Source organism: uncultured Intestinibacter sp., from assembly GCF_902468165.1.
Lineage (GTDB): Bacteria > Bacillota > Clostridia > Peptostreptococcales > Peptostreptococcaceae > Intestinibacter.
On record NZ_CABQXJ010000010.1, the window covers coordinates 1 to 13,578 of the forward strand.

Genomic DNA, 13,578 nt, shown 5'->3' on the forward strand with positions numbered 1-13,578 from the left:
GCATCTACATCCTTTAATCCTTCCGGATAATCAGTTCCATCGCAATCACGAATGGCATCTGCACCCCAGCGTTTCATCAGTTCCAGTGTCTCCGGAACGACATCCACATCTGTCGGAATCGTAACACGTCCTTTCGTTTCTCCCATCTCATTTTCCTCCTCATATTATTGGCAGACTTCTCAATCTGACCGACTATAATTATTCTACCATTTATTTCTGTTCATTTCATCCGATATTTGTACACTAAATTCTGTAGAACTTGTAAAAAAAAGAAGTAGTTGTGAATCATACCGTTTTTTTATGGCTAATTATGTAGGCTATGAAAAGGCAGAGTCAGAGTTGTCTCGGTCGCTAACAATCGCTCCCTGAGAAAACTCTGACTCTGCCTTCTTGTACAGTACTTATCTGGCTGCAAGGAAATATCCGATAACCGCAATACCAAGTATGATGCGATACCATCCAAATACTTTGAAGTCGTGTTTCTTTATGTATCCAACAAGGAATTTGATTGCTAGTATTGATACAATAAATGCTACTATACTTCCTACAGATAGTATTAACATTTCAAATCCTGTAAATACAAATCCGAATTTAACTAATTTAAGTAAACTAGCCCCAAACATAACAGGTATTGCTAAGAAGAATGTAAACTCTGCTGCTACTTCTCTTGATACACCTATTAATAAAGCTCCTAATATTGTTGCTCCTGAACGTGAAGTCCCTGGGAAAACTGCAGCTATAACTTGGAATAAACCAATTATTATAGCCATTTTGAATGTTAATTGATCCATATCTGTTGCCACAGGTATTTTCCCTTTGTTGTAGTTTTCAACAACTATAAAGAATATACCAAATAAAATTAACATTATCGCTACTGTTTGGAAGTTATAGAATAACTCATTAACCTTATCATCAAACAATAGGCCTATAACTGCAGCTGGTAAACATGCAATTATTACTTTAATCCACATTATGATTATACTCTTTTGTACAAATGGTTTCTTTTTAAATGAAAAAGGAAAAATCTTTTTCCAATATAAAACTACTACCGCCATGATTGCACCTAATTGTATAACTACAAAAAACATTTCTTTAAACGCTGGAGACATATTTAGTTGTAAAAATTCATCAACTAATATCATATGTCCTGTACTACTTACTGGAAGCCATTCTGTAATCCCTTCAATTATCCCTAAGATAATGGCTTTCATTATTTCGATAAATTCCATAATTCACCTCTCGTTATTCTTTATTTATTTTTCAATTTTTACATTAAAATATCCTGCTAGAAACAGGATATTTCACTTTCTTATTAAAAGTAATCTTTTTAACATCTATAGTATAACATTAAAATATATAATTTTTATTACAAATAATTAAATTTTTGATTAACTTTAGTCTATGAATGTTACTACATCTTCTAACGGAAGTCTTGGTGGTTGTGGTGCACTCATATCTTCTGGAACACAAACTGGTATTAATGCCATTAATTCTCCTTTTGTCTCATCATGGCCCATAACTTCATATATTTTATCTCTAGAATGTATAGGTCCTGTCATATAACAAGCTCCATATCCCATATTTGCAGCTGCTAATAATAAATTTTCTACTGCTGCTCCTATAGTTTGTATCTCAGCTTGACTAGAAGCTACCATATCATATAATTCTTTACATTCTGGTTTATCTTTTAATATTTTATATTCTACTGTTTTATATGGTTTTGCATAAACTAAGATAAGAACTGGTGCATTTTTAAATACTGTGTAGTATTTTAAAAACTTGCTCATATTAGTTTGATCTTTTTCATTATCTGCTAAATTGGCAATTTCCATGTGTCTATCGCCAACAACTTTTGCTATTTCGTCTATTTTCTCTTTATTTGTTATAACATCGAAATGCCAGTTTTGTTGGTGTTTTGCTGATGGTGCATAAGTTGCAGCCTTTAACATTTCGATTAAGTCTTCTTTTGGAATTTCTTGGTCAGTAAATTTTCTGATACTTTTTCTCTTATATATAAACTCTAAGTTTGTCATTTCCATATCTCCTCATATTCCAATTTTAAATAATAACAAAATCTATTTTATACCAATTATAAATTTTTTACTATAATCTTTTAAAATTTTCCTATGTATATATAAAAAATACAAATAATACTTTTTTTATTAAAGTTCAAATCTAGTTATATTTCCCTTTTCATCCTGTAATGATAAAACCTCTAACCCCGGATAACTTCTAAATAACCATTTTATTTCTGACATCGCTCTACTCACCTGTTGTTTATTCATCTTCTTGATAAACATACTGTATGTTATTTCTTCAAATTCTTTACTAGTCATATAATTTCTTATAAATGTATAAGCAATTGTATTTGGAATATTACTTACATTTCCCTTCCCTCGATTGTATTTTTGTGTATACATTTTCATAAAAATCCCTCCCAATTTATATTAAATTAATTTATGCCTTATATATATTTATTTTTACTATTTTTGTTTTATGAGCATAAATTTAGGCAAAAAAAATTCACTGCGTTCATAGTGCCAACAACTTCTTCCGTTGCGTAAGTTAATAAGTTAGAAATTAAAAAAAGCCTGTATAAAAAATTTATACAGGCTTTATAATTTATCTATTAAGTTTATTAAGATACTCTTTTAGATTGATCTAAATCATTATCATCTAATTTATATTTTTTCCATGCTTTAAATGTAAATATCATAAGTGTAGTTACATTTATTCCGCAAAGCACAAACATAAGTAAGTCTACTGCTTCAAACACTACATTTGCACCGAATACCGCTAATGTACCTGCTGTAAATACTAATACTAAATATATTGCTATATTTGTGTTTATATGGTTAGACTTAAATAATTTTGTCATATAGTAGTATGAACCTAATATTGTAGTTAATGCAGATAAAACAGTAAATAATGAGAATACTATTAATCCGAAAACTCCCGTTACATCTTGTGCAGTTTCAAATAATTGAGTTAATCTTGTTATTGTATCTGCTGGGAAGTGAATTATTCCATTACGTACACCATATGATGCTATATAAGAAGTAACTACTATAGATACAAATACTGTTACTATTGTAGGTATTAATGCTATCATAGCTGCTTCTCTAGGCTCAGAATCAGATTCTTGTGCAGCCATAGCTAATGCACCTAAACCAGTTTCAGCAGTTTGGATTATCTTTTGCATACCTAATATAAATCCAAGTGGAACACCAAGCATTGCATTAACAGGGTTCATCATACCTTGAATCATTCCATGTAGGTAAGTTGGTATGTATGATGCTGTTTTAATTACAAATATTGTAAAGAATATAAAGTATGCTGCTACTGCTGTTCCTATCATGTATGTCATTGCATCCATAAACACTTCATGTCTTTTAGATAGTACTAATAATGCTACTATGATTATTACTGGTACAACGATAAATAAATATCTTTGCATGAAAGTAGTTTCTATTCCCATGAATTTAGATGCAACTATAGCACTAACTGAATCTATACCACTAAATTGGAAACCACCAAATCCAAATACAGATAATGCTACGAAACATACTGCATATACCATCCCTAATTTTGGACCTATTAAGTATGATATATATTCTTTTGGTGTTTTCCCCATTATTTTTGAGTTTAATGTTTCTGAATAAGAAACTGGAACCATTATTAAAGCTCCTATTAATGCCCATATTGCTAGTGCCTCTATGTTATGTTGTCCTGCTGCATATAATTTTGATAATGCACCCATAACACCTACAACGGCACCAGTACCTATCATAGCACCAAGAGATATCGCCGCTGGTCCTATAGCATTTTTAAGTTTTAATGTAGATGGTTTTGTTGCTTGTTTCTGTACTATGAAGATAGTTCTTATTGAAGTTATTGCACCTACTACCAGTATAAATGGTAAAAATATAGGCCATATTGTATCAGAAACAACAGTTATAATATGTTCTAATTGTGATAAAAAATTAGCCATTTAATTATGTCTTCGCTACGTATAAATAGTAGCTCTCCTTTCCTTTTTATTTTCCTTATTATGGATATAATACTTAATCTTTACTTGTCGACAATAATTTACTAGATACGACATGAAGTCATTTTAACATATTATTTATTTAAATTTCAATGAAATTGTGTAACCTTGTTAAATCCATTATTTCACATATGTTTATTGTTTCTTGGAAACGTTATTTTTATACATTTATACTGATGAAATCTGCCCTATTTTGATGTTTATATTGTCTTATTGTATATTTTTTCTACTTTTGCCCCTTGAAATTTCATGCGAATGTGTTATGCTAAAAACAACCATTTCTAAATTTATTTTAAATTTAGTTTAATTAGCAATTTTATTTTGTTTTTTTTTATGTCTATATTGCTTATTATTCGGTAATAATAAATAAACAATACTTATAATAAAAAGGAGAAATAATAATGGAAAATACAAATACTAAAAAACCATTTTTTTATGGTTGGGTTATAGTTGCGGCGTGTATGTTAATTCAAGCTGTTCCTTATGGTGTAGCAACGAACGTACAACCCCAATTCATCAACTTTGTAACTAATGGAGAAGGATTTACACTAACTCAATTCTCTTTATTATTTACAATCGGTACAATAGTATCAGCACTTGCTTCACCTTATATAGGTAAAGTTTTATCTGATCCTAAAACAAATATAAAATTAGTTTATATCATAGGTTCTATATTATGTGGTGGCGGATTTGCGCTTTTCTCATTTGCTGGTGGTAACTTATGGGCTTATTACGCTATATCAGCTTTAGTTCAAGTTGGTACTTCTATCGTATCTGCTATAGGTGTTCCATTACTTTTAAACTCATGGTTTAAAGAAAATAAAGGTTTAGCAATGGGTCTAGCATTCTGTGGTAGTGGTATAGGTAATATATTCTTACAACAAGTTGCTGCTAGATTACTTAGTAATCCAAACTATGGTTATGCAAAAGCATACTTTATATTTGGTATATTCTCTCTTGTAGTATCACTTTTAATTTCTATATTTATGGTTAGATTACCAAAAGGTCCATCAGAATTAGCTGCTAATGTACCTAGAAATAAAGCACAACAAGGAGAAAATACAAAAACTACTTTAACTAAATGGGGATATACTCTTAAAGAAGTAACAAAAATGAAATTATTCTGGGTATTAGCAGTTGGATTTATATTTGTAGGTTTCTATGTAAGTGGTATGTCAGTACAATACACATCTTATTTATATAAATTAGGATTTAGTGCTACTTATGTTGCTAATATTGGCTCAATATTCGCCTTCTTCTCTATACTAGGGAACTTATGTGGTGGTTTATTCTTTGATAAATTAGGTATCAAAAAGACACTTTTATTATCAAGTGTTATGGTTGTTCTTTGCGGAATATCTTTAGTATTTATACCTGGTATACCTGCTTTAGGATACTTATTTGCAATACTTTTAGGAATAACTATATTTGCATATATAATTGGACCATCTTACTTAACAGGTGCTCTTTTTGGTGATAGAGAATTTGGTACTATATTAGGTATAGTTCAAGTATTCTTCGCTATAGGTTATGCACTTGGTACAGTTCTTTTCGGAATAAGTGTTGACACATTTGGTTATTTAACTTCTTGGATAATTACAACAGGTTATGTTGTTATAGCATATGCTTGTTTATTAATTGCCTCAGTTGGTATATTAAAATACAACAAAGAAAACAATGTTGTTGAAACTAAAAAAATAGTTTAAGCTTTATAGACAAAAATAAAAAACTCTACAAATATTAAAAAATATTTGTAGAGTTTTTTATTTTACACTTTTTTACATTTCTTGACTTTATTCCATTTATTTCCTTTTTAGAAAATGCTATACTTATACTATTGACTGACCTGTCAGTTTTAGAAATTTTAAAGTGAGGTGAAATTTTTGTTACCAAAATTCAGTGTAAAAAAACCACTAACAGTATTGGTATGCATGGTCCTTATACTTGTTCTAGGTGTTGTTTCCTTTACAAAAATGACGACTGATTTATTGCCAAATATGAATCTTCCTTATGTAATCGCGTATACAACATACCCTGGAGCAAGTCCAGAGAAGGTTGAAAGTACTGTTACAAATCCACTAGAAGAAGTATTCTCTACCGTAAGTGGTGTAGAAAATATTACTTCTATATCAAATGAAAATGTAAGTATGGTTATACTTGAATTTTCTCAGGATACTAATATGGATTCTGCAATGATAGATCTTAATGGTCAAGTTGATTTAGTCAAAGGTAACTTTGATGATTCTGTTGGGTCTACTACTCTTATGAAACTAAATCCTGATATGATGCCAGTAATGATGGTAAGTGTAGATGTCGATGGAATGTCTAATGAGGAAATTTCTAGATATGTTAATAATGAGGTTATTCCTAAATTAGAACGTGTTGATGGCGTGGCATCAGTAACTGCAAGTGGCCTTGTGGAAAGACAGTTACAAGTCACTTTAGACCCTGATAAAATTGATTCTGTTAATCAAGAAATTCAAGAAAGTGTAAATAAGAAATTTGATGATCAAATTGATGAGATAGATAAATCTATCTCTAGCTTAGACGAAAGTCAACAACAATCTGAATCTCAAATACAACAAAAACTTTCTGAATTAGATAGTACCAGTACTCAAATAGACAATTCTATAAAAGAAATCGAAAACTCTATATCAAGCAATACTGGTTCTACTAGTGATTTACAAGCTCAACTTCAAAAGTTACAATCTCAAAAAACAGAGCTTGAAAGTTCTCGTTCATCATTAAATGATGAATTATCAAAAACAGCTTCACAAGTAAGTGAACAAAAAGCTACACTTGAGTCTTCTAAAGAAGAAATAGAAAAAGCAAGAGAAGAGGCTTTAAAGGCTGCAGATATATCAAATAAAATCACACCTGAAACAATTGATTCAGTTCTTTCGGCAGAAAACTTCTCTATGCCTGCTGGATATGTTGAAGATGGTGCTGATAAATATTCAGTTAAAGTCGGTGATAAATTTACTTCTAAAGATGAGATTGAGAATCTTCTTCTATTCTCATTAGAGGATATTGCTGATGTTTATTTAAAAGATGTTACAAACATTGAATATGGAAATAGCACAAGTGATTCATATACAAATGTAAATGGAAACCCAGGAATCATTTTATCTATAGAAAAAACTAGTACAGCTTCTACTTCTTCAGTTTGCGATAAACTAAATAAAACTATAGATAATTTAACTAGTAAAAATGATAAATTACATATACTTTCTCTAATGGACCAAGGTATATACATAGATATGGTTATCGATAGTATACTGGATAATTTAATTTATGGTGGTGTATTAGCAATAATAGTACTTTTAATTTTCTTAAGAAGTATTAAACCTACTATAATAATAGCTCTAAGTATACCTATGAGTTTACTATTTGCAGTAGTTTTAATGTACTTCACAGGTATATCTCTAAACATGATTTCACTATCTGGTTTAGCTCTTGGCGTTGGTATGCTTGTTGATAATAGTATAGTTGTCATCGAAAATATCTATAGAATGAGAAATAACGGTGTAAGCAAATATAAAGCCGCTGTCTATGGTGCTAAACAAGTTTCAAACGCAATATGTGCCTCTACTCTAACGACTATATGTGTATTTTTACCGATAGTATTTACAGACGGTATAACAAGACAATTATTCGTCGATATGGGTCTTACAATCGCATATTCACTTATTGCGAGTTTATTAATGGCTCTTACTTTAGTTCCTTGCATGGCATCTAATATATTAACTAGCAAAGATCAAGTTGAACACAAATTCTTTAATAAACTTGTTGATGGATATGAATATGTATTAGACAATGCATTGAGACATAAAGCAGTTATACTTGTGGGTGCATTATTACTTTTAGTTTTAGCTGGATATAGTGCTACAAAAATGGGAACTGCATTCATGCCTGATATGAGCTCTACTCAAATGACAGCAACTATCTCAGCAAAAGAAGGTCAAGAAGTAACACAAGCTGATTTAGAAAGTGCTAGTGATGAATTTGTAAACATAGTAAAAGAACTTCGAGATGTCCAAGGTGTTGGCGCAATGACAGGTTCAGGTAGCATCACTGGTTCTTCTAAAAAAAGTGTTTCTGCTTATATCCTTTTAAAAGAAGATATGAAACATTCTAATAAAGAAATTGCTAAAATGATAAAAGATAAAACAAAATCTTTAGGTTATGATATAACAGTTAATGAATCTGCTATGGATACTGGAAGTATGTTATCAAGTGGAATAAGTATCAAAATCAAAGGAAATAACTTAGACAAACTTCAATCTATATCTGAAGATATGACAAAATTACTAAAATCAGTTAAAGGTGTTACTGATATAAAAAGTGATTTAGATAATATAGAAGTTGAACAACGTATTAGTGTTGATAAAGAAGCTGCTATGAAATATGGTCTTACAGTTGCACAAGTATATCAACAAGTTTCTGAGGGACTAAAATCAGAAAGAAACTCAACATCTATAACTCAAAATGGAAATGATTTAGATGTAGTTGTAAAAAGCGCTACAGAACCTACATTAGAAAACTTAGAGTCTTTAAATATAAAAGGTACTCAAAATAATGAAGATGTTACTATAGCTTTAAGTGAAATTGCTTCTATAGGTAGTGCAAATACTCCATCATCAATAAATCACACTAACCAAACTCGTTATTTAACTGTCTCAGCATCAGTTGATGATAGCCACAATATCGGTTTAGTAAGTCGTAAAATACAATCAAAAATTGATAAATATAAAACTCCTTCAGGCTATAGTATTGAGTTAGGAGGAGAAACTGAAACAATAAATACTACTATGAAAGACTTAATCCTTATGATAATACTTGCTATAGTATTTATTTACTTAATAATGGTTGCTCAATTCCAATCATTATTATCACCATTTATCGTAATGTTTACTATACCACTTGCATTTACAGGAGGTTTATTAGCATTATTAATTACTGGACAAGTACTAAGTGTAACTTCTATGTTAGGATTCTTAGTTCTTGCTGGTATAGTTGTTAATAATGGTATAGTCTTTGTGGACTATGTAAACCAATTACGACTTGATGGAGCCAATAAGCATGATGCCTTGTTAGAAGCTGGTAGAACGCGTATAAGACCTATACTTATGACTGCTTTAACAACTATACTTGCTATGTCGACTATGGCGTTAGGAGTTGGTATGGGTTCTGAATTATCACAAGGTTTATCAATAGTTACAATAGGTGGTTTATTATACGCTACATTATTAACGCTATTTATTGTTCCAATTCTTTATGATATATTACATAAAAAGGAATTAAAAACTGTTGAAATAGGCGAATCAGACTAATAAAATTTAATCCAAAACATTAAAGGGACTATACAATAAAATTACTTATATTGTATAGTCCCTCTTTTAATTTATTTTATATTTCACAAGTTTATACTCTGTTTTATAATGATATAACTCTACTCATCAATTCATTACTTCTCTTGATAAATAAATCTAATTCATCTGCACTTAATTCTTTGTTTGCAAGCAATGCTAAGTCTACAATTTGGTTGCAAATTACATCTACAGCTTCTTTTTTAGTTTCGTCATCTTTTAAAGATAAAACTTTTTTGATTAATGGATTTTTATCATTTATAACTAATGTTTTTTCTTCTTTTAGATCGAATCCATAATCTAATCCAGCAAATCTAGATTGCATTTCCATCATTCTTCTTGATTCTTCTGAAACTAATATAACTGCTGGTGTATCTTCTTTCTTTAGGCTTTCTACTGTATATTTTTCAATTCTATCGCCTATTTTTTCTTTGAAGAAATTAACTATTTCTTCGTCTGCTTTTTCGTCCTTTTCTTCATCTTTATCTTTTAATACATCTGATAAATCAGAGTCTATTCTCTTGAATCTTACACCATGTTCTTTATATTCAAGGAATGTGATAAAGTTATTATCTATAGTGCAATCTAATATAACTGCATTTAATCCGTATTCTTTAAATAATTTAATATATTGAGATTGTTGTTCTCTATCTACAACATAGAATACTTTATTTTCATGTTTATCTTTCGCTACTTCTAAGTAATCTGTTAATGTTATATATTTTCCATCAAGATCTTTATATAAAATGTATTCTTTTATTTTATCATAAAAACTTTCATCTTTTAGACAACCGTATTTGATAAATATTTGTATATCATCCCAGAATCCTTCGTATTTTTCTCTTTCATTTTTACAAAGTGATTTTAATTTATCTGCAACTTTTTTAACTATATGCTTAGAAATTTTGCTTACATCTCTATCATTTTGTAAGAAACTTCTTGATACATTAAGCGGTAAATCTGGACAATCTATTACACCTTTTAATAATAGTAAAAATTCTGGTATAACTTCTTTAATGTTGTCTGCTACGAATACTTGATTGTTATATAATTTTACTTTACCTTCAACTAATTCAAATTCATTTCTTAGTTTAGGGAAGTATAAAATACCTTTTAAATTAAATGGATAATCCACATTTAGATGTATCCAGAATAATGGTTCATCAAATACATTAAACACTTGTTGATAGAATTTTATATATTCTTCATCAGTACAATCTTTAGGTGATTTTAACCATAGAGGATTTGTATCATTAAGTGGCATTGGTTTTACTTCATCTTTAGTTTCTTCTGAAGTTTTATCATCACTACCATCTTCAGATTTTTTATTTTCTTCTTCAGCTTTTTTCTTAGCCTCTTCTTCTAATCTATCTGTATTTTCTAGATATATTTCAACAGGTAGGAATGAACAATATTTTGTGATTATACTTCTTAAATTGTATTCATCTAAAAATTCTTCGCTATCTTCTGCCAAAGTAAGAGTTATTGTTGTACCTCTTTCAGTTCTTGTTCCATCCTCAGTTATTTCAAATTGCATACCATCTGCTGATTGCCATCTGATTGGTTTTGCACCTTCTAAATATGAAAGTGTATCTATTTCAACATTACTAGATACCATAAATGCTGAATAAAATCCTAAACCAAAATGACCTATTATATCATTTGATTCTTCCATCTTGTCTTTATATTTATTAAAGAAATCCTCTGCTCCAGAAAAAGCAACTTGATTTATGTATTTATCTATTTCATCTGCAGTCATACCTATCCCATTATCACTAAATTCTAGTGTTTTATTTTTTTTGCTGACTGCAACTGTTATCTTATAAGGTTTATCATCACTATTAACTTCCCCCAAAGCTACTAGTCTTTTATGTTTGCTAACTGCATCACAACCATTACTTATTAATTCTCTTATAAATATATCCTTATCAGAATATAACCATTTTTTAATTATTGGAAAAATATTTTCAGTATCTATTGAGATACTCCCTTGTTTTAATGCCATATGTCTGACCTCCCATAATTGAATATTATTTATTACTGTTTTTTTCAAAAAAAAATAACAAGGGTGCCCCCTTGCTATTAAGGGTTTTTGCAAAAGTTCTATTTCTTTTTTATTTATTTCATAAAACTATTCTAAATTAATTTTATTCGAACTTTTTATAAGAAACCTAATTATCACTCTTTAGTCGAGAGTGCTAATTCGATAGTAAAAAAAATACCGATATAGTTATCCTGTATTTTAACTTTTTTCTTATACATATTATTATAGCACGTTTGTTAGCACTGTCAAGTATAGAGTGCTAATTTTTTATAAAAATATAGTGAGACTTCTTTATTGATAGTCCCACTATATTTTTTCTATATAATTCTCTTTATATTTTTAACTCACTATATAATCTAAAAAAGTTGAATATAAAATATCCAACTTCCTTATCAAACAATTTATTTTGCTTGAACATCATCTTCGCTTTCTTTTTCACTGCGAATCTCTACTACAGTTTTATTTGGAAGGCATACTATCTTTTGTCCATTAGAGTCGATTTTTCCTTGTTTTATACAAAGCTTATCCGGACAATTAGCGTCTTCCATATATACAACACCTTCTTTTATTATTACTTTGTTGTGTTCATCTATATCAATTGTTTTATCTTCGTTTAATGGGTAAGTTCCGTAGTCTTTTCCGTCAACCTTTATGATAACTTCTCCACCTTTTTGTGCAAATAAAGATTTTGCTCCAAATCCCATTCCTGCAACAATTAATATGACTATTATTAAGATTATATCTTTTCTTTTCATAATGTTTTTCATAACTATTCTCCAGTATTATTTTTAATAATTCCCTAAATTTATCTTGCTTATTTTTACATGTCAAATATTGAATAAATCAAAAATTTTTCCGACAATTTTATTATACTAATACTCGTTCTCATTGCCAAGAATAGTTCTCAAATAATTTTTCAAAAAAATAAAGCTAGGTAAATCCGCATCTACCCAGCTAAATTCTAAAGAGGAAATTATCATATGATTAATTATTTTCATTCTATTTAATTTCAATTACTTGTTTATTTTCTATTTTCTTTTGTTCTTTTTTAGGAACAAATATATTTAAAACACCTTTGTCATATTTAGCTTGTATATCTTGTTCTGTTACTTCATTACCTACATAGAAACTTCTCTTTGTATTGCCATAGTAACGTTCTTGTCTAATGATATGACCTTCATTGTCTTTTTCTTCGTTTGTTGTATTATGTTCAGCACTTATTGTTAAATAACCATCTTCCAAATCTAATTTCAAATCTTCTTTATTAAATCCTGGAACTTCCATTGCCAATTCATAACCATTATCTTTTTCTTTTATGTCTGTAGACATTCTGTTTGTTGTAGTCATATTAAAAACTGGGTCTGTGAAAAAGTCATCAAATAAATTATTATTAAAATTAAATCTTTCTGGGAATAACATAAAGCATCGTCCTTTCATTTTAGTACTCTATGTCTGGAGTGCTAATTCAACCATTTTTTTGAGTATACCCTTTGCTCTGGTTGAAACTTTATTAATTATATTAATTATTAATTTATATTTTAGAAGATTTCTTATTTAAGTCTTCTTTTTATCATTTAATTTATTTTGCAAACTATATTGATATTATTCTACTTCTATAGTTTGTTTATTTTCTAGTTTTTTAACTTCTTTTTTAGGAACAAATACGCTTAAAACACCTTTATCGTATTTTGCTTGGATATCATCTTTTGTTACTTTATCACCTACATAAAAGCTTCTCTTTGTACTACCATAATAACGTTCTTGTCTGATTAGATGTCCTTCTTCATCTTTCTTTTCATCAGATTTTTTATGTTCAGCAGTAACTGTTAAGTAACCTTTTTCTAATTCTAGTTTCAAGTCTTCTTTATCGAATCCTGGAACTTCCATATCTAATTCATATCCATTTTCTTTTTCTTTTATATCTGTGGACATTCTATTAGGTACATTTACATTGAAAATTGGATCACTAAAAAGATAATCAAATAAATTATTACTATTATTAACTAAACCAAATCTTCTTTCTGGAAATAACATAAAGCATCATCCTTTCATCTTTTTATTAGCACTCTTCATTAATGAGTGCTAAGTCAACTTCTAAATTTAAGCATACCTGGTAT

Annotated in this window: 11 protein-coding genes; 2 read left to right on the top strand and 9 right to left on the bottom strand. The window is 29.2% G+C overall.

Going from position 1 to position 13,578, the window contains the following annotated elements; all coding sequences use genetic code 11:
• The 5 genes from RDX53_RS14155 to RDX53_RS03285 form a co-directional block, all read right to left on the bottom strand.
• Positions 1 to 146 (bottom strand): 1,3-beta-galactosyl-N-acetylhexosamine phosphorylase N-terminal domain-containing protein (locus tag RDX53_RS14155; protein ID WP_307993712.1); only part of this gene is annotated, 146 nt, incomplete at its 3' end.
• A 255-nt stretch (positions 147 to 401) separates the two neighbouring features.
• A complete protein-coding gene (locus RDX53_RS03270) occupies positions 402 to 1,229 on the bottom strand; it encodes an undecaprenyl-diphosphate phosphatase (RefSeq protein WP_307993705.1) in 828 nt (275 codons plus the stop codon).
• Between the two features lie 165 nt (positions 1,230 to 1,394).
• Entirely contained in the window at positions 1,395 to 2,033 is a 639-nt protein-coding gene (locus RDX53_RS03275; protein WP_195931423.1) for a nitroreductase family protein, read from the bottom strand.
• Positions 2,034 to 2,162: 129 nt separating this feature from the next.
• The gene (locus RDX53_RS03280; protein ID WP_195931424.1) at positions 2,163 to 2,426 is read right to left on the bottom strand and encodes a hypothetical protein; all 264 of its coding nucleotides are present in this window, start codon (positions 2,424 to 2,426) and stop codon (positions 2,163 to 2,165) included.
• A gap of 212 nt (positions 2,427 to 2,638) precedes the next feature.
• A complete protein-coding gene (locus RDX53_RS03285) occupies positions 2,639 to 3,991 on the bottom strand; it encodes an alanine:cation symporter family protein (protein WP_307993706.1) in 1,353 nt (450 codons plus the stop codon).
• A 458-nt stretch (positions 3,992 to 4,449) separates the two neighbouring features.
• Between RDX53_RS03285 and RDX53_RS03290 the strand changes: the two genes are divergently transcribed.
• Positions 4,450 to 5,754, top strand: a complete 1,305-nt coding sequence (locus RDX53_RS03290) for a conjugated bile salt MFS transporter (RefSeq protein WP_195931426.1) — start codon at positions 4,450 to 4,452, stop codon at positions 5,752 to 5,754.
• Positions 5,755 to 5,922: 168 nt separating this feature from the next.
• Positions 5,923 to 9,381, top strand: coding sequence for an efflux RND transporter permease subunit (locus RDX53_RS03295; RefSeq protein ID WP_295575670.1), 3,459 nt, complete (start codon positions 5,923 to 5,925; stop codon positions 9,379 to 9,381).
• A 103-nt stretch (positions 9,382 to 9,484) separates the two neighbouring features.
• Here RDX53_RS03295 and htpG read toward each other — a convergent pair whose 3' ends face one another.
• The 4 genes from htpG to RDX53_RS03315 all read right to left on the bottom strand — a co-directional run bounded on the left by htpG (position 9,485) and on the right by RDX53_RS03315 (position 13,495).
• Entirely contained in the window at positions 9,485 to 11,422 is a 1,938-nt protein-coding gene (gene htpG, locus RDX53_RS03300; RefSeq protein WP_195929407.1) for a molecular chaperone HtpG, read from the bottom strand.
• 440 nt (positions 11,423 to 11,862) lie between these two features.
• Positions 11,863 to 12,228 carry a NusG domain II-containing protein gene (locus RDX53_RS03305; RefSeq protein ID WP_195929408.1) on the bottom strand — a complete coding sequence of 122 codons (366 nt, stop codon included), beginning with the start codon at positions 12,226 to 12,228 and terminating at the stop codon, positions 11,863 to 11,865.
• 232 nt (positions 12,229 to 12,460) lie between these two features.
• Entirely contained in the window at positions 12,461 to 12,898 is a 438-nt protein-coding gene (locus RDX53_RS03310; protein WP_307993707.1) for an Hsp20/alpha crystallin family protein, read from the bottom strand.
• Between the two features lie 165 nt (positions 12,899 to 13,063).
• Positions 13,064 to 13,495 (bottom strand): Hsp20/alpha crystallin family protein, encoded by a 432-nt coding sequence (locus RDX53_RS03315; RefSeq protein ID WP_195929410.1) that lies wholly within the window; start codon positions 13,493 to 13,495, stop codon positions 13,064 to 13,066.
• Positions 13,496 to 13,578 lie beyond the last annotated feature (83 nt).